Consider the following 15,503-nt stretch of genomic DNA (forward strand, 5'->3'; position numbering starts at 1 on the left):
AATAATACATTTAAGAATTTTCTGAATATAGTATCATTTCTGCTCCTGAATGGATTTCACGGCGGACGTTAAATACTGTACGTATCCTTTTTTTCGTTCCGAATCCATTGTTGTAACATCTGAAAAGGATTGCTTTAGAAATACAAAATTATCAATCAAATGATCTGATTTCATTCCACGGCTGACAAGTACACTATTCAACCACAAAGCATAGTCTTTGAATACTTTTTCATCCCTTATTGAATAGGCACTGTCCAAGTAGTTCAAGTGGTGGACGTTGTCATCGTAGCATTTTTGCCTTCCTGCTTCCCCATATCGTTCATCAAGGGATGGATACTTCTTGTAAATCAATTCGATCGCTTGTTCTATGACACTTTCATATGGATTCTTATTCATAATGCCACAACCTTAAATTTTTCGACTGTTGGGATGACAACAGCAAGCTCTTGATCGGGATACTTTTTCTCCAGGTCATGAATTTCTTTAAATTCGCTGCTGGTCACCCACTTTAAGTAATGTTCTTTTGACTCCCATTCCATATGAACAGTCAATTCTCCTTGCTTCTTATCATTTTGGAACAATAGGAATCTTAAAAAACCCTCTGCCTTATCCACTTTGCGTGAACGATTTTGATAAATGGAGATTACTTCTTGCGCTTTCTCAGGTGGAACTTTAAACGTAGAATGGACAATATACATAAAACGCACCTCAATTCGATCATTTTCTACAAATTTCTTATTTCATCATAACATGATTAAATGATACTCGCAGGAATTAATAAGAGACACTGTACTCTATAAAACAATTTTATTGCACACAATAAAGGAAAAGTGGTAAGATTTGTCCATCCATTTACTTGAGTTTTAGGAGGAATGATTGATGGGAAATCAACACGAATTAGCTACCTTCGCAGGTGGATGCTTCTGGTGTATGGTTAAGCCGTTCGACGAACTTCCGGGAATTATCTCTGTCACATCGGGATATTCCGGCGGGAATGTAGAAAACCCTGCATATGAAGATGTAAAAAAAGGAAATACTGGACATTACGAAGTTGTTCAGATCAAATTTGACCCAGCCATTTTCCCATATGAGCAGCTCTTGGAACTATACTGGCCACAAATCGATCCCACTGATGCCGGCGGGCAGTTTCATGACCGCGGTGATCAATATCGGACAGCCGTCTTCTACCACAATGATAAGCAAAAAGAACTGGCTGAGAAAACGAAAAAAGAGCTGGCAGACAGCGGAAAATTTTCAAAACCGATCGTCACTGAAATCCTCCCTGCAGCTGTATTTTACCCTGCAGAAGACTACCATCAGCATTTTTACAAGAAAGAGCCTGACGCCTATAAAAAAGACCGTGCCATCTCAGGCAGGGACGAATTCATCGAAGAACATTGGAATAAGAAAAGCGCAAGCGCCTTGTTCAGCCCCGACCAGCATAAGACGGACCACGAAGGAAATCCTGATTTCCGTAGAGGTACGGCTTATGACTCGAGGGGCTAGGCGCTGGAGCTGGACAGCACTTCACTCAGAAATTTTATACTTTCTTATCTATTGACAAAAAGCCGGGCAATCCCGGCTTTTTTTATTTAAGTCTATGCTAGAAGGATGTGTTGATTTTGGCTGCTTTCTAGCTGTTGATTGGAGTGCAAGACGAAGACTCCGGTGGGAAAAGCGGGGTAGGCAAGACCCCGCAGGAGCGCAGCGACGAGGAGGCTTGCCGCCGCCCTCGGAAAGCGAAGTCTTGAACGGAAATCAACAGCGGTTTCATAGGTAATTATAAAGAAAAGACCCGCCTTTTCAAGCGGGGCTGTAATTAAAAATATCTCTTCTTCCAGAATATAAATGCCGTCACGCTCGCAAATCCCCCAGCGAAGGCTAAAGTAATTAAAAAAGCATGAGTGCTGTGCTGAAACGGGATATTCACATTCATCCCAAAGAAACTCGCCACCATCGTCGGGATGGAGAGCACAATCGTAACAGAAGTAAGGAATTTCATGACGATATTCAGGTTATTGGAAATAATCGATGAAAAAGCATTCATCATCCTGCTAAGTATGGAACTATAGGTTTCAGCCATTTCACTGGCCTGTGTATTTTCAATGATGACATCTTCAAGAAGGTCCTTATCTTCATCGTACATTTTCAAATAATTAAATCTCATGATTTTATCAAGCACCACTTTATTCGGTTTTAACGAAGTGGTGAAGTAGACCAGACTTTTTTCCAATGCCAGGAATGCATATAATTCTTTATTTTTCATGGAATCATGCAGTTCCCGTTCCACTTCATTCATCTTTTTGTTGATCTGCTTAAGGTAGCGCAGATAGTAGGATGAAATGACGGAAAGAATCTGCAAGGCAAATCTCGTTTTCTTAAACGTATAGAACTCTCTGATTTTATTACTCTCAAAAATATTCAAGATCGGAGTTTCTTTTAAAGAAACCGTAATGAAGCACTTTGGCGTTATGATGAGTCCGATAGGAATGGTTTCATAGATGGGGAATCCTGATTCATCATGGGTTGTATAAGGGTAATCCACGATGATTAAGACATTGTCATCCTCTTTCTCAATCCTTGACCTCTCCTCGTCATCCAAGGCATCTTTCATAAAATCAAGTGGTATATCCAATTCCTGGGATACGTACTGGATTTCCTCTTCTTTCGGAGCAATCATATTAATCCAGCATCCAGGGGTGAATTCTTCAATTTGTTCCAGCTGTCTATCTGGCGACGTTTTATAAATTTGATACATTCTTTAACCTCCTTTTTTCAAAAGGAAGCCTCATTCTACATCCGATGGAGCTGATACGGTCGGACAACCCAGCTCGATAAAACTAAGAGTGAGCTCCCTCGAGTTAGATGGGTCTGGATCTGCAGGTTTACTCAAACTGTATCAACTCCCTTTCATAAAATACTTTACTATTTTATACCCTTAAATCTAAAACCTCAATAAGATTCAGTTCAGTTTAAATAATATTTCTATTACATCTTCATTACCCTTCTTCATTTTATGTATTCCTCTATCAGGATTTGGACAAAATGGAGACACCTGTTTATGAAAGGGGTAAAATTATATGTTTATTTGGTTTTGTATTGCCGTCACCCTTCAAATCCTGCTTCTATATAAAATCCCTGTCATCCAAAGGGATTGTAATCCCCGCCACTTAACCCTAATCAGAAAGACATCTGTCATCATTATCAATGATTCAAGTAAAGAACAAGTAGAACGACTGGTGAAATCCATTTTTCACCAAGAAGTACAGCCATATGAAATATTGATCGTTGGGGATAAGGAAACTTTGCCAAAACTGAAAATAGAGATGAAATCCAATGTTTACCTGTTAGAGGCTCCCCCTGTCGGAATAGGGTGGAAAAAAAAGAATTGGGATTGCTGGCATGGGGCGAAAGCTGCTACAGGTGATTACATTATATTTATCGACAGCAGCACATGGTTTGAACCGGGTGGGATGCTGAGAATTATGGAAGCATTTCAAATGCAGTTTTGCAAAGGCATTCTTACCATATCACCTTATAAACGCTTGACGGATTGGATCAATGTATTTTCTTCAGCTTTTTCAATATTTTTATTCTCGTTAACTACAATTGCACATTCCCATCAAGGGACTTCAAGATATGGAGGCTTTGAAGAATGCTTCATTTGCAGACGGGATGATTATTTCAAGCTGGGCGGCCACTATGAAGCGAGAAAGGATGTTCTGCCAGGCTTTGCTATTACACAAAGTTTTCTGTCTTTACACCAAAAAGCTACTTCCTGGAGCGGCAAATATGTTATTTCAAAGAATGAGGAATCTGCTGGATGGAAGCCGCTGTTCAGAAATTGGAATAAATCATCAGGTGATTATATAGAGAAAGCCAGATTTTTTCCTCTTTCCCTCATAACCCTGTGGATTTTATCAAGTATTATTTTCTTTATTTACTGCATAGCAGCAATCCCATCCCAGCCTATCCTGTCAATAATTAGCCTTTTTATTTACATTTGGAGCATCCTTCTGATTCTCAAAAAGGCCGGAAGCTACCATTTGATGGACTTGATAGGATTTCCTATTCATTTGATTATGTTTACGTTCGTTTTCTTTAAATCGTGTGCTGGAAAGGTTTTTTCATTTGCTATACAGACAAAAGAAAAGCCTTACGTTGCTGCAAAGGAAAAAGAAAAGAAAATGGACTAGAAGCCATTGGTTACAGTGCAGAAAAGATTGAGAGGGAATCCACTCCCTTTCCGCGGACGAACTCGCAAGCCTCCTCGCTTCGCTGTGGGGTCTTGCCAGCCCGTTATTCCGCTGGAGTGTCGCAGATTCCCTCCCAATCACCATTTACGAATCTTTAACCACCATTTTCAGAAATCACTTTCCTCTTTCTTACTTTAAGAAAAGAGCCAGCACAGTGCTTCGGGCAATCGTTTTCTCCAGTGAATTTCATTGTGTACGCCTTCTGGGTCGAATTTAAGTTTCATGTTTTCCTCTTTCATTCCCGCTTCGATTAAAATGTGTGATAATTCTTCGTGCTGCTTAACGGTTAGAGAATTGAATGCTTTGTCGTCGGATTCTTTTCTGCCCGTATCCAAATAAATCTTTAAATCGTGTTGGAGTCCATTTTCTTTGATGAACTCCTTCAATTTTCCTTCATCATGCCAAAGAGCATTGGACATGGCTAAAACCTTACCAAATATTTCGGGATATTTGGCAGCAGCATATATGGACATATACCCTCCAAGGGAACTCCCGCCAATGGCCGTATGGGTGGGTTCTTGGCGTGTCCTGTAATTACGGTCTATGAATGATTTCAGTTCTGTTGCCAAAAAGTCCAGATAGGCGTCTCCCTTACCCCCGAATTGATGCTTCTCTAAATACCATGGATTATATTCATTCAATCTTTCTTCTTCCCCGTGATCCACTCCTACAATGATAATTTCCGCCCCAATTTTCAAATTTAGATATTCAGCAGCTTTATCCGCTTCCCATTTTTCCTGGCTTCCTCCATCATGCAAGAATAAATTCTGGCCATCAAACATATACAAGACAGGGTATTCCCTATCATCTTGATTGTAGCTTTCTGGGGTGTACACCCATATATCCCTGTTTGATTTTAAAGTTTCAATATATACTTTTTTCTTCTCAATCACGATTCCACCCACTCCAATTTGTTTTTCAGTCATTTCTATAAAAAACCAGACAAATTAATTGCACTATCATTCTACTAGAATTAATCTTAATTTAACAGAAAGCGCTGACAAAAGGAGAGTTGCTCATTATGTTTAAGACGGAAGTATGCGAAATCCTGCAGATTGATTACCCCATCCTACTGGCTGGAATGGCCGGCGGACCAACAACTCCTGAACTTGTGGCGGCCGTATCCAATGCAGGCGGCCTCGGTACATTAGGTGGTGCTTACTTAAAACCCCCTGCCTTAAGGGAGGCCATCCAAAAAATTCGTCAATTGACAGATAAGCCTTTTTCTGTCAATTTATTTTCTACTGATATGAACGAATCCTCGGAAGGTTATTTGAAAGTCCAGGAAATACTGAACGAATTTCGCCGGGAACTCGGGATCCCTCACAGCACAGAAAAGCCAGTTGTCACGGATTTGTTCGATGAGCAATTTCAAGTACTGCTTGACGAGGAGGTTCCCATTATCAGCACCGCATTCGGACTGCTTCCTTCTGTTAAAATGAAGGCGGCTAAAGAAGCAGGGATGAAAGTGATCTCAATGGCAACCACAGTTGAAGAAGGGCTGATGGCTCAGCAGCAAGGTGTGGACATTGTCGTTGCCCAGGGGAGTGATGCAGGTGGACATAGAGGCACATTTGATGTGGATAAATACCCAAATGGGGCAAACATCGGGACATTTTCCCTCATTCCCCAGATGAAGCACAACCTCAAGATTCCCGTGATTGCGGCCGGGGGAGTCATGAATGGCCAAGGATTGGCAGCTAGCCTTTTGTTAGGTGCGAGCGGCGTGCAAATGGGCACTAGATTTTTAACAAGCATTGAATCAGGTGCACATCCAGCCTATCAAAAAGCATTGTTAAACAGCACTGAAGATCAAATTGTTTTAACAAAAAGCTTTTCGGGAAGACCAGCGAAGGGAATTCAAAATAAATTTATTCATGACTTTGAAGACTCAGGAACGAAGCCCCTTCCTTTTCCATCCCAAAATTCGTTGACCGGGGATATTCGTAGGGCAGCTGCCACGAAAGAAAACCCGGATTACATGTCTTTATGGGCTGGCCAGGGAATTCGTCTGCTTAAAGATGGATTATCTGCAAAAGAAATAATAGAAGAAATACTTGGAGAAGCTGTAGCAGCCATAAAAGAGTTATCGACTTAATTAAAATACCCTCAATCCCCTTCTGTCATCAAGTCAACAGAAAAGGATTGAGGGTATTTTGATTTATATGATTTATTTTTTGCTTGTGGAAGTTTTAGACTCTGCGATTTTTCCCAGAAAGAAACCATCCACATTCCCAAGACTCCCTCGCCATAACACCTTCCCCTTAGAAGGGGTCGGCTTAGAGTCTCCAACGTACACTTTAGTATTTTTCAGATGAATGAACTGAACTTCGCTTCCGCCTTTAGCAGCAGATTCACTTGCATGTACCAGCTGTTCACTGATCTTTTCAGAAATCTCGCTTCCTTCTTCAAACGTTTCACTTAAGGTTTCAAAATATTCTTTGGCTGACACAAGTGTCCCAGAAATCAGGGATCCTTTGACATTCAAAGTAAGATCAAGCGAAAAATCATGTTCATTAGCTATATTCACCAAAAACTCCAATACATTATCCTTCGATTCTTGGCTCATATCTGTTCCCCTCCAACATCATTTTCATTAAGAAGTCGTATCATCATCGCTCGATAAAGAAGTTTCGTCGTTTTCTTCCTCTTCATCATCTTCTTCATCGTCTTTCTTTTTTGATTTATTCGTTTTCTTCGCTGTTTTCTTTCCTTTAGACTTATTAGATGAAGATTTCTTTTTCGTTTTTTCCTCTTTCTCTTCTTCGTCCTCGTCTTCATCTTCATCGTCTTCATCTTCTAAATCATCTTCTTGCTCCTCATTTTTTTTCGTTTTATTTTTGGTTTTTGATTTTTTTGATTTAGTATCTTCTTCCTCTTCATCGTCTTCTTCGTCTTCATCATCGTCATCTTTAGTATCAAGGAGCTGTTCCAGTTTTCCTTCAAGCATTTCCAAACGTGATTTCAATTCTTCATTTTCATTTTTGATGGAATCATATTCTTCATCCTGCTTTTGGTTTTCTGCACTATCTGTGTCCTGATTAGAAGCATCATCGTGGTCTTTTTTAAATAGATTCGCTGCAGAAGATTTTAAACTGACTGCACCTTTTTTGGATTTCTCTTTAGCTGATTTGCCAAAATCGGCTGCTTTTGATTTAAGTTCTTCCGTATCTATTTTTGCCAGAAGTTTCTTCCCGTTCTCTGGAGTAGCCAAGTAGCCGATTGTAGCTCCAAGAATGCTTCCCGCTACCGTACGTTTTAATGGTGCGCTTCGTTTTTGTTTAGTATTATCACTGTTATTAGAATTGCTGTTCGAATTCTCCGTTTGAGTTTGCTCTAATTTTGTTTGGTCTGCCATGTTTATCCCTCCGAAATATTATTATTGGTTAGTTGTTAATTGTTTTTCAAGTTTTTCCAATCTTTCATTAAGTTTGCGATTTTCTTCTTCAAGGGCTTTTGTATTCCCGGAAGATGATTTTGAGCTTAAGTAAGGATCGTTTTCCCACCAGTCCATGCCAATTTCCTTGGCTTTATCAACTGAGGCAACAATGAGCCTTATTTTTATTGTAAGAAGTTCGATATCGGCAATTCCAACGGATATATCACCCGCAATGACTACCCCTTTATCCAGGATTTTTTCAAGCACGTCCACAATTGTACTGGACTGCATATTGTGTTCTACTGCCACAGATCCTCACCTCCATTTAAAGCAAATTTCCTAAAGGACCTAAATCAATATTTAAATCCTCTGCTTCCAAACCGAATACATTCCTTAATTCTTCCATTTTATCTTCCAGATTCATTAAGGCGACCCCAAGGTTTTCAATTTGCTCCTCTGTAAGAGTCCCGCCTTCCACCCTTCTGATTGCATGTCTCTCGACAATCTGGCGCAATAGTTCTACAACCGTTAAGACAAGTTGGGCCAGTCCAGCCTCAGCCTTATCAGGATCCAGATTGATTCTTCCATGGTTGCTCTTTACAGGCTGCATCTGAAAGTTCCTCCCTTTGTTTATCGAATTGAATAGAACGCAAATCTGATCTTTCATTTTTTGAACTTACAAGTTTTTCAACAGAGGCAATCAAGACCCTTAAATCCAGATAGACAAGATCGACCCCTGCAATGGATATGATTAAGTCCCCTTTAATGGCGACTCCTTTATCCAGGATGACATCTAATATATCTATTAAGGCAATATCCTTATTCTCTAATGATTCCTTTATAGGCATTTATATACCTCCGATTAAGAGAAGCTTGAGAAATGGTAGGCTGGCCAAGGGCCGGTTGCCTCAAGTCTCCAACCTTTATCCTTTAGCGATTCTTCCTGAGATCTTATTATGTCTTGGAATCGATCAACAGAATTTGAATCGATCAGGAATACACTATTCCAAGCCATTTTCTCATGAGCCCCTGTCATGTCCTTGCTCCAATTCTTCTTAACAGCTGAATGGACTGAGAATTCCATGAGTCTTGCATGGACGTTCTCACAGATCCTCGTTTTTTCTGCTTCAATCTCTTTTTCCACCATCTGATCCAGTTTCCTTTTTTCAAAGAATTGTTTCCCTGGAGAAAGAGATGCTATTTCAGCTCGCTTTTCTTCAATCTCCGAATGATGAAGGACCAGCTCTTTATTAAAAACATTATCGTCGCAATATATTTTTAAATTCCACTCTTCGTTGCCCTGAAGGACAGTGAAAGTATGTTTTAAAGATTCTTGTTTTCCTCTGATTTCTTCTAAAAGGTTCTCTTCATTTTTATAAATCGTACAGAATTTCAAAGGAATAATTGTATAATTTTTATAAAGGGCTAAAATTGTTTCGTGATGATGAAAGGCCTTTTCTTGCAGCCACTCCATGTCTTTTTCCATTTTTTCTTTTAAAGCTTCTTCAGAGTTCAATTTAGCGTCCAAACCGCTTATTACCGCAGTTACCTCTCCACAATCCACTGCTTGGAGGGGGTCGCCATCAAAACCTGGTATATCCGGTCGCAATGGATGCTCTTCTATCTCTTGATGTGGAATTAATCCGTATACATATACTAATCGATCCATACACACCCTCTCCTCATGGCTTATTCAGTAAGTTTCTTCCACTCTTCCATTTCTTTGCGTTTGGCTGCCTCATATCTTATTAGCAATTCCTGTTCTTTTGCTTCGAATGCTTCTTCGGGGATTTCTCCCAATTCAAACATCATCTGAAGCTGAATAAGTTTTTGCTGGATGGTAGGCAGGTCATATAATTCCTTATCAGCTTCTTCTTTTATCTTCTCAGCGATTTTAATCACTAGATTAATAGGGGTTGAAACCAATTTGTGAATCATCCAGCTTCTTCTACCTTTAAACGGATGTTTACGAAATTGTATGCGGGCCAAGGTCCGCTATATTGAAAATCCACTTTACCTTTCCATTTTTCATGAAGGTCATTCACTAATTGATCAAACTGGCCTTCATTTTCCTTATCAACAAGGAAAGAAGCATTTAACAGCATCTTTTCACCTGTTGGTTCATTGACCTTCGAAGCATCTGCTTTTTCCGAAAGTGGAAGAAATAGGTCTTCTTTCATTCGCTGCTGCAGCGCAGAAAATACTTCTTGTGCAGCACCACCCAATTTAATGCGGTCATAATAGCCTGCGGCCTTTGACTTTCCTTTGACGGTAGCCGACATTTCAGAGATTTTCGTATTTTCTTTTACAATAGATTCAAGCCATTCCTTTTTCCCGATTACTTTTAATCCGAGTTCGACTTTCCCCCTGATTTCCGGGAAGAGCTTTTCAAACTGTGGATATAATTTCTCCATCAATGCTTGGACATCTTTTTTGGAATGAAATACATTTCCAAAACTTATTGGAATCACTGCTTCTTTTTTCTCCATGATCATAGATACAGCATGTTGATGCATCATTAGATTCTTCCTGTTCGGATGGTAGATTTTCATAGGCGCTTCACAGGCAGCGATCCCTGCATCTTGATATTTGATTACGAAGATATCTCTTTCGACGCCTTCAATTTCTATCTTTCCGATTGGCGTTTCATCCTCGGTTTGAAATGCTCCGAAAATATAAATTCCCGTTTCTTCCTGTTGGCTGCTCATACAAACACTCCTTTACTTGCTCAGATTCATTAATTCTTCCATTATCCATTTTTCAGGTTCCGATTCTCCTGAGAGTCTCTTGATTGGAAATTCCAATACATCAAGACATAGACGCTGGAAATCTGGATCATCTCCATCGATTTCAATATCCTGCCGCTCGGCAAGTTCCGCTATCATCAGAGAGGCCCGAATGCTCGGCCCCGTTCCATTTTCATTGGAACACTTTTCCCTTAGCCGATACACCAATCCCGTGATCAGTTTTATTGCATTTTTATCAAGCCCTGTTTTTTTCTCGATGATTACCGATTCTCTATCTTGATTTAGATAGTCCATCTGAATGGTGATCATGCGGTCCAATAGAGCATCCTGCGTTTTAAAGACACCCGCATACTCCAAAGGGTTGCTGGTAAAAATCATTCGAAAATCAGGATGAACCCTAATGAAAGGCTCCGTTTGCTTTGTTCCATATAAAGGAAGGATTCCTTCTTCAATAACGGATAGAAAAAGATTGTTTGCAGAAGGTTTCGACCGCGTGAATTCGTCATAAATGAGTGTCCATCCATTTTTAACTGCTTCCAATAGACGTCCATCTCTCCACGATTCAGTTACGTGTTCTTCTTTTTTATACACACTCCGCACATAGCGATCGACGACCTTTTTACTGGAATAGCCTGTAAAGTCGCCTATCATATCCTTGTTGTTCAATTCAGGATTGCCATGGATGATCATGACGGGTCGTTTTCTCTTTTTGGCAAGGGCTAATGCGGTTGTGGTCTTTCCTGTACCGGCTGGACCGGAAAAATGAACGGGATAACCTGCCCTTAAATACTCAAGGGTGCGGGATATGGTGCCCTCTGATACTTCATCATGAATCATCGTCTTCCCATGGGCTTTTTCCCTATTTTCTAAGACCGTCATGCCATCAACTCTCCTCTGGACTTTCCACTTTTAGCGTTTATCCTATTGCACTCCTATACCGGATATCTATCCGGTTGAAGGATGTAATTTCACCTTTTTCATTAACAAGGACAGTATAGATTCCTATCATTTCGTCCTTGGCATATTTTTTCATGTACTCTTTTTCTTCCACTACTTCAATGGTCACTTTCCATCCATCCTCCTCCAGTAGATCTACCGAAGTGATTTTGTGGGGAGGTGCTATATTTTCTTGGAAGAAATCAGATACAGTTTTCATTACCTTTTTGATTTCCATAACTGCCTCCGCTGTTCCGACTTTACCTAATTAGATGCTGAAGCCCGGTGATCTTTCATTGGATTGGGATGGAAGTCCATTTTCCTCGACTTCATCTGTAAGAAGACCAACGGCTTCTGCATATCGAAGCCACGTATCCACACTTGCGATGACCACCCTCGCTTCAATTGTAAGAATTTCAATTCCTACGACGGAAACTCTGGCAAATGCATCAATAACGATCCCTTTATCCAAAATACGGTCAATAACTTCTGCTAAACTTGAACTATCAGTACTTTTTTGAACGGCCATGATTCAATCTCCTCCTGTTTTTATGATTTAATTGCTATACATTTTAATGTCTGCTGATGATTTAATATCTTTGGGGCTTTTAATGTTTACAGAGCTTTTAATATTTTGGATGCTTTTAATATTTTGATAACTTTTCACGTCCTTAGGACCTTTAATACCGCGATATCCTTTCCCTTTTTTTCCTGACTCAGAGTCGGATATCTTGGACTGCAGCTCTTCGCCAGCCTCTCTCACTTTTCCAAGCTTTTCCCTTGCTGTAAGAAGAGCATGCTGAATTTTTTCTTTGGCGGAGTCTGCTCTATCATGAACTTTCTCAGCGTTCTCATTTTTTGCTTTTTGCAAATTATCGGAAGCATCTTCAGCTTTAGATTGAATTTGATCTTCCACGTGTTCCACAAAATGTTCCTTTGCTTCTTCTTTTATCTTCGTTTTTACATATTTCTTAACTGGATCAGGTGATTTATTTAATATAAATTTCCCTGCCTTTACTGCAGCTTTTCCCAGTTTGATTTTATTCATTGGCATTCTCCTTTCTAAAAAAGGCTGCCTTAATAGTCAATGATTACAGGTTAGTTTTTCGCTTCCAACAGCTTTGTCAGCTTTTCATCGATTTTGGAAAGATGATCATTGATTTTTTTGTTCTCTTCTTTCAACTCGTTATACTTTTCTTCGTATTCCTGATTCTCTGTTGATGATTCTTCAGATGTCTGTTTAATTGAATCAGCCTGATTATTCTTTTTAATGGAAAGTAAATTATTGAAGGTTCCTTTTTCAACCGTTTTGCGTACCTGCATCATCGCTTGTTCTACCAAAATTTCATGGGCAGTTCTCTTTAATTCATTGCCTGCTGTCCTTACTATTTCTGATTTACCCAGCGAGGAAATGACTTTTTTCCCTGTTCCAGGACTGGAAAGCATCCCTAATCCCGCACCTACCACACTTCCTAATAAAACATAACTCAGTGAGTTTGATGAGCTGTCCTCTGTTTTTTTATCTTGTGATTGAACGGTTGTTTCATCTTTTTTGCTTTTTTCTTTTGCTGCCATTGTTTATCACCTGCTTAATAAGATTTTCTTGGTTCACTATTTAATTGAATTGACTGTAGTTTAAACTTTGCATTCAAGCTATTTGCGATGTTAATAGGGGTTTACCTCCTTTTTCAGCTCCTAAACATGCGTTGGATAATACATGAAATTACTTCCCATCTTTTGTTAGACCTGCTGAGGGGATTTGCTCCTTTGTAATAAAAAAAGCGTTGATTTTCCTGAGATTTTTCATTTCCCATCTATAGAAATAAGTCAAAATTGACATTTTGATTACAAAGAGGTAGACAATCGTCTTATCTGTAAGTAATCAAAAAAAAGACACCCATTTTCATATGAGTGTCTTTCGTTATTCCGTATATAATGATGATTATCCGCTACTCTTTGATGTAGGTCCATCCTTCTTCCTGATAGACTTTTCCTTCCTTCATCAGTTTGCCGAGTGCCCGTTTGAATGCAGCTTTGCTCATTTCAAACCGATATTGAATCTCATCAGGAGCACTTTTATCCCAATAAGGCATTTTTCCGCTTCGCTGAGTCAAGTATTGAAGGACTTTCTCTGAATCATCCATCATTTTTTCCTGTTTCCTAGGGAAGAGCGAGGCATTCAAGGAACCGTCTTCCTTCACGTCGATGACTCTTGCTGTCACTAATTCACCGAGTCTCGGCTCCTTTTCTCGTTCGCTCTCATGAATGAAACAGCGGTATCCTTCTTCTGTCAGCAAGAAAGATCCTACTTTCAATAGCCGGTAGATCCTTCCTTTGATATCTTGGTTCATCATGGTACGCGGTGCTTCCTTCACTAAATCCTGGATGATATTTTCAGTGGCAAGCTTACCGTAGAGCCTTCCGTTTCGGTCTGTTTTAAATGTGACATATAATAAATCACCTTCAACCGGCCAGATATCGTCGTAAATCGGAAGGTCATCTGCTGAAATCAAAAGATCTTTTGATATCCCGATGTCTACAAAAGCACCAAGCTCTTCATTAATCCCAACAACTTTGCACCATTCATACATGCCCTCTTTAAGAACCGGCAGCTTCATCGTAGCAGTCATCCTGCCTAGTTTATCATGATATAAAAAAACCTCTACAGTTTGATTTAATTCAATCTCGCCTTGGATTTCGGATCTGGGAAGCAGCACATCTTCGGACCCATTTGATAAAAAATATCCAAAGGGCACTTCCCTTTCAACGTTAAGTGTCATTATCTTTCCAGCTTCTAAAAAGTCTCTCATGCTATTCCTCATTCCTTGCACTTTTCTATTGTTATCCACTTTGATTAATCTATCATTTTTTAATGGAGATGTATACAGAGGTTCTTACTTTACTTTGGCTATTATTCCGTTGTGGACTTTGATATATCCATGACGAAGGATATCAAGTCCATTTTCATACAAATATAATCCCATCTGCTCAACCGTCATCAATTCACGATAAGTGTGATTCATGACGTCAGCCATGATTTCATAATAAAGTTTGGATTTCAACTGCGCCCTAGGGGTGGTCATGATGATGTATCCGCCAGGTTTTAAAAATTTCCTGTGCCATTCTAGTACTTCCGGTTTTAACTCATCCGGAAAGTGCTCAAGCAGGCCTACACTCAGTACGATATCAAATTCCTTACCGTAATTCAGTTTACGGATATCATTTACCTCATAATGAATGGTAAAGTCTGATTTATAATAGACTTTACTACCCCCTGTTGCCGGGTTAAATCCCAGAAACGGATAGCTTTCGGGAAATTCCTTAAACCTTGAATCCCGGCAGAATTCGTCATAGTCCACCATCACCACTTCCCCTTTAGGGTACATGGCAGCAAGCTGCATCGCTTCGTATCCTTCAGCTGCACCGAGGAATAATATCCTTGGCTTTTGCAGATCCAGCCCTTCAAAAAGAGCCCTTTTTCCCCTTGGATCCCAAATCCCATCTTCAATTCTATGGGCATAGTTCCATAAATGGATGCGCAGAACATTCCCCAGCGCTGATTTAATGTCTTTAATTTGCAAGCTGGCCAGTTTTGCGAAGAATTCCTTTTTCGATCTGCTCATTTCTGCAGGTACATCTTTCACAAACCATTCATGAAAAGAGCGGTTGAACAATTCCCAAGAAGTATGAACAGGAAGCTCTTTTCCATTTCTCTCTTCCCATTCGGTTTTTTCTTTCGAAAAAGAGGTTACTTGAAAAGGTTTGCCTATATCCTTCCACCTAAGTTCGGACCAATCATTCACCGTATTCAATTTGACGAATTTGTTATATTCTTTTTCATTGAAAAACCTGAGGTCTTCGCGGTAGGAAGGGGTCAATACCGTATCCCGTTCCATATCATCCATTGAAGTTCCTATTGGGTGTTTCTGCAGTTCCATTCCATCCCCTTCTTTCCCTTTTTCCTAACTATTTTCTCTATAAGAAGTAAATATCCTTTTTTATGGACATAATGGAAAGTGGTGATGGTGATGAAAAAACAAATTATTTTTTTAGTTTTAATATATTTCAGTTCTTTAACTTTAATTTTTTGCTTGGATTTAATTCAGAAGTACTCATTGCGCGAAATTCGCTATAATTTCCTTAATGTTTTCTTTACGCTTTCCATCGATGACTATTTTTCTTTAT

The 15,503-nt window shown here is 39.6% G+C and carries 21 protein-coding genes and 1 pseudogene; 3 read left to right on the forward strand and 19 right to left on the reverse strand.

The genetic code is table 11. From position 1 onward, the window contains the following. Window positions 1–33: 33 nt before the first annotated feature. Window positions 34–396, reverse strand: coding sequence for a hypothetical protein (locus ABTV07_RS11435; RefSeq protein ID WP_433742414.1), 363 nt, complete (start codon window positions 394–396; stop codon window positions 34–36). Beyond that, the gene (locus tag ABTV07_RS11440) at window positions 393–698 is read right to left on the reverse strand and encodes an antibiotic biosynthesis monooxygenase family protein (protein WP_433742415.1); all 306 of its coding nucleotides are present in this window, start codon (window positions 696–698) and stop codon (window positions 393–395) included. The genes ABTV07_RS11435 and ABTV07_RS11440 overlap by 4 nt, the downstream gene beginning before the upstream one ends. 181 nt (window positions 699–879) lie before the next feature. On the opposite strand from ABTV07_RS11440, the pseudogene msrA reads away from it, so the two are divergent. Continuing rightward, window positions 880–1,407, forward strand: a pseudogene (msrA, locus tag ABTV07_RS11445) (peptide-methionine (S)-S-oxide reductase MsrA); the annotation flags it as partial. Window positions 1,408–1,819: 412 nt separating this feature from the next. Here msrA and ABTV07_RS11450 read toward each other — a convergent pair. Then, window positions 1,820–2,758 (reverse strand): magnesium transporter CorA family protein, encoded by a 939-nt coding sequence (locus ABTV07_RS11450; RefSeq protein ID WP_433742416.1) that lies wholly within the window; start codon window positions 2,756–2,758, stop codon window positions 1,820–1,822. Window positions 2,759–3,080: 322 nt separating this feature from the next. Here ABTV07_RS11450 and ABTV07_RS11455 point away from each other — a divergent pair, with 322 nt between their 5' ends. After that, window positions 3,081–4,196 carry a glycosyltransferase family 2 protein gene (locus ABTV07_RS11455; RefSeq protein ID WP_433742417.1) on the forward strand — a complete coding sequence of 372 codons (1,116 nt, stop codon included), beginning with the start codon at window positions 3,081–3,083 and terminating at the stop codon, window positions 4,194–4,196. Between the two features lie 194 nt (window positions 4,197–4,390). On the opposite strand, the gene ABTV07_RS11460 is transcribed toward ABTV07_RS11455, so the two are convergent. Beyond that, the gene (locus ABTV07_RS11460) at window positions 4,391–5,182 is read right to left on the reverse strand and encodes an alpha/beta hydrolase (protein WP_433742418.1); all 792 of its coding nucleotides are present in this window, start codon (window positions 5,180–5,182) and stop codon (window positions 4,391–4,393) included. Window positions 5,183–5,277: 95 nt separating this feature from the next. Here ABTV07_RS11460 and ABTV07_RS11465 point away from each other — a divergent pair, with 95 nt between their 5' ends. Continuing rightward, window positions 5,278–6,354: an NAD(P)H-dependent flavin oxidoreductase gene (locus ABTV07_RS11465; protein ID WP_433742419.1), complete on the forward strand. Its 1,077-nt coding sequence runs from the start codon at window positions 5,278–5,280 to the stop codon at window positions 6,352–6,354. A gap of 72 nt (window positions 6,355–6,426) precedes the next feature. Here ABTV07_RS11465 and gvpU read toward each other — a convergent pair whose 3' ends face one another. From gvpU to ABTV07_RS11540, 15 genes are all read right to left on the reverse strand, one after another. Then, a complete protein-coding gene (gene gvpU, locus ABTV07_RS11470; RefSeq protein ID WP_433742420.1) occupies window positions 6,427–6,825 on the reverse strand; it encodes a gas vesicle accessory protein GvpU in 399 nt (132 codons plus the stop codon). A 27-nt stretch (window positions 6,826–6,852) separates the two neighbouring features. Further along, window positions 6,853–7,614 (reverse strand): GvpT/GvpP family gas vesicle accessory protein, encoded by a 762-nt coding sequence (gene gvpT / locus ABTV07_RS11475; RefSeq protein WP_433742421.1) that lies wholly within the window; start codon window positions 7,612–7,614, stop codon window positions 6,853–6,855. A 21-nt stretch (window positions 7,615–7,635) separates the two neighbouring features. Continuing rightward, window positions 7,636–7,944, reverse strand: a complete 309-nt coding sequence (locus tag ABTV07_RS11480) for a gas vesicle protein (RefSeq protein ID WP_433742422.1) — start codon at window positions 7,942–7,944, stop codon at window positions 7,636–7,638. A gap of 16 nt (window positions 7,945–7,960) precedes the next feature. After that, window positions 7,961–8,245, reverse strand: a complete 285-nt coding sequence (locus ABTV07_RS11485; RefSeq protein WP_433742423.1) for a gas vesicle protein K — start codon at window positions 8,243–8,245, stop codon at window positions 7,961–7,963. Continuing rightward, window positions 8,199–8,483, reverse strand: coding sequence for a gas vesicle protein (locus tag ABTV07_RS11490; protein WP_433742424.1), 285 nt, complete (start codon window positions 8,481–8,483; stop codon window positions 8,199–8,201). Before ABTV07_RS11490 ends, ABTV07_RS11485 begins: the two co-directional genes overlap by 47 nt. Before the next feature lie 14 nt (window positions 8,484–8,497). Continuing rightward, a complete protein-coding gene (locus tag ABTV07_RS11495) occupies window positions 8,498–9,304 on the reverse strand; it encodes a GvpL/GvpF family gas vesicle protein (RefSeq protein WP_433742425.1) in 807 nt (268 codons plus the stop codon). 20 nt (window positions 9,305–9,324) lie between these two features. Further along, a complete protein-coding gene (locus ABTV07_RS11500; protein ID WP_433742426.1) occupies window positions 9,325–9,573 on the reverse strand; it encodes a gas vesicle protein GvpG in 249 nt (82 codons plus the stop codon). Next, window positions 9,570–10,343: a GvpL/GvpF family gas vesicle protein gene (locus tag ABTV07_RS11505; RefSeq protein ID WP_433742427.1), complete on the reverse strand. Its 774-nt coding sequence runs from the start codon at window positions 10,341–10,343 to the stop codon at window positions 9,570–9,572. Before ABTV07_RS11505 ends, ABTV07_RS11500 begins: the two co-directional genes overlap by 4 nt. A gap of 12 nt (window positions 10,344–10,355) precedes the next feature. Beyond that, window positions 10,356–11,261 (reverse strand): gas vesicle protein GvpN, encoded by a 906-nt coding sequence (gene gvpN / locus ABTV07_RS11510; RefSeq protein WP_433742428.1) that lies wholly within the window; start codon window positions 11,259–11,261, stop codon window positions 10,356–10,358. Between the two features lie 37 nt (window positions 11,262–11,298). Continuing rightward, the gene (gene gvpO, locus ABTV07_RS11515) at window positions 11,299–11,556 is read right to left on the reverse strand and encodes a gas vesicle protein GvpO (RefSeq protein WP_433742431.1); all 258 of its coding nucleotides are present in this window, start codon (window positions 11,554–11,556) and stop codon (window positions 11,299–11,301) included. A gap of 30 nt (window positions 11,557–11,586) precedes the next feature. Beyond that, the gene (gene gvpJ / locus ABTV07_RS11520; protein ID WP_433742432.1) at window positions 11,587–11,847 is read right to left on the reverse strand and encodes a gas vesicle protein GvpJ; all 261 of its coding nucleotides are present in this window, start codon (window positions 11,845–11,847) and stop codon (window positions 11,587–11,589) included. Between the two features lie 27 nt (window positions 11,848–11,874). Then, on the reverse strand, window positions 11,875–12,366 hold the full coding sequence (gene gvpQ / locus ABTV07_RS11525) for a gas vesicle protein GvpQ (RefSeq protein ID WP_433742433.1): 492 nt from the start codon (window positions 12,364–12,366) through the stop codon (window positions 11,875–11,877). A gap of 50 nt (window positions 12,367–12,416) precedes the next feature. Continuing rightward, entirely contained in the window at window positions 12,417–12,893 is a 477-nt protein-coding gene (gvpT, locus tag ABTV07_RS11530) for a GvpT/GvpP family gas vesicle accessory protein (RefSeq protein WP_433742434.1), read from the reverse strand. 374 nt (window positions 12,894–13,267) lie between these two features. After that, window positions 13,268–14,128, reverse strand: a complete 861-nt coding sequence (locus tag ABTV07_RS11535) for a CvfB family protein (protein WP_433742436.1) — start codon at window positions 14,126–14,128, stop codon at window positions 13,268–13,270. Window positions 14,129–14,212: 84 nt separating this feature from the next. After that, a complete protein-coding gene (locus tag ABTV07_RS11540) occupies window positions 14,213–15,256 on the reverse strand; it encodes a class I SAM-dependent methyltransferase (RefSeq protein WP_433742437.1) in 1,044 nt (347 codons plus the stop codon). Window positions 15,257–15,503: the final 247 nt, after the last annotated feature.

It is taken from the genome of Falsibacillus pallidus (assembly GCF_050990905.1).
In the GTDB taxonomy this organism is placed as follows: domain Bacteria; phylum Bacillota; class Bacilli; order Bacillales; family DSM-25281; genus Falsibacillus; species Falsibacillus pallidus_A.

Excerpts from the sequence above, each read along its gene's own strand:
- ABTV07_RS11435 (WP_433742414.1), bottom strand. The coding sequence starts at position 396 with ATGAATAAGAATCCATATGAAAGTGTCATAGAACAAGCGATCGAATTG.
- ABTV07_RS11440 (WP_433742415.1), bottom strand. The coding sequence starts at position 698 with ATGTATATTGTCCATTCTACGTTTAAAGTTCCACCTGAGAAAGCGCAA.
- ABTV07_RS11450 (WP_433742416.1), bottom strand. The coding sequence starts at position 2,758 with ATGTATCAAATTTATAAAACGTCGCCAGATAGACAGCTGGAACAAATT.
- ABTV07_RS11455 (WP_433742417.1), top strand. The coding sequence starts at position 3,081 with ATGTTTATTTGGTTTTGTATTGCCGTCACCCTTCAAATCCTGCTTCTA.
- ABTV07_RS11460 (WP_433742418.1), bottom strand. The coding sequence starts at position 5,182 with ATGACTGAAAAACAAATTGGAGTGGGTGGAATCGTGATTGAGAAGAAA.
- ABTV07_RS11465 (WP_433742419.1), top strand. The coding sequence starts at position 5,278 with ATGTTTAAGACGGAAGTATGCGAAATCCTGCAGATTGATTACCCCATC.
- gvpU (WP_433742420.1), bottom strand. The coding sequence starts at position 6,825 with ATGAGCCAAGAATCGAAGGATAATGTATTGGAGTTTTTGGTGAATATA.
- gvpT (WP_433742421.1), bottom strand. The coding sequence starts at position 7,614 with ATGGCAGACCAAACAAAATTAGAGCAAACTCAAACGGAGAATTCGAAC.
- ABTV07_RS11485 (WP_433742423.1), bottom strand. The coding sequence starts at position 8,245 with ATGCAGCCTGTAAAGAGCAACCATGGAAGAATCAATCTGGATCCTGAT.
- ABTV07_RS11490 (WP_433742424.1), bottom strand. The coding sequence starts at position 8,483 with ATGCCTATAAAGGAATCATTAGAGAATAAGGATATTGCCTTAATAGAT.
- ABTV07_RS11495 (WP_433742425.1), bottom strand. The coding sequence starts at position 9,304 with ATGGATCGATTAGTATATGTATACGGATTAATTCCACATCAAGAGATA.
- ABTV07_RS11500 (WP_433742426.1), bottom strand. The coding sequence starts at position 9,573 with ATGATTCACAAATTGGTTTCAACCCCTATTAATCTAGTGATTAAAATC.
- ABTV07_RS11505 (WP_433742427.1), bottom strand. The coding sequence starts at position 10,343 with ATGAGCAGCCAACAGGAAGAAACGGGAATTTATATTTTCGGAGCATTT.
- gvpN (WP_433742428.1), bottom strand. The coding sequence starts at position 11,261 with ATGACGGTCTTAGAAAATAGGGAAAAAGCCCATGGGAAGACGATGATT.
- gvpO (WP_433742431.1), bottom strand. The coding sequence starts at position 11,556 with ATGGAAATCAAAAAGGTAATGAAAACTGTATCTGATTTCTTCCAAGAA.
- gvpJ (WP_433742432.1), bottom strand. The coding sequence starts at position 11,847 with ATGGCCGTTCAAAAAAGTACTGATAGTTCAAGTTTAGCAGAAGTTATT.
- gvpQ (WP_433742433.1), bottom strand. The coding sequence starts at position 12,366 with ATGAATAAAATCAAACTGGGAAAAGCTGCAGTAAAGGCAGGGAAATTT.
- gvpT (WP_433742434.1), bottom strand. The coding sequence starts at position 12,893 with ATGGCAGCAAAAGAAAAAAGCAAAAAAGATGAAACAACCGTTCAATCA.
- ABTV07_RS11535 (WP_433742436.1), bottom strand. The coding sequence starts at position 14,128 with ATGAGAGACTTTTTAGAAGCTGGAAAGATAATGACACTTAACGTTGAA.
- ABTV07_RS11540 (WP_433742437.1), bottom strand. The coding sequence starts at position 15,256 with ATGGAACTGCAGAAACACCCAATAGGAACTTCAATGGATGATATGGAA.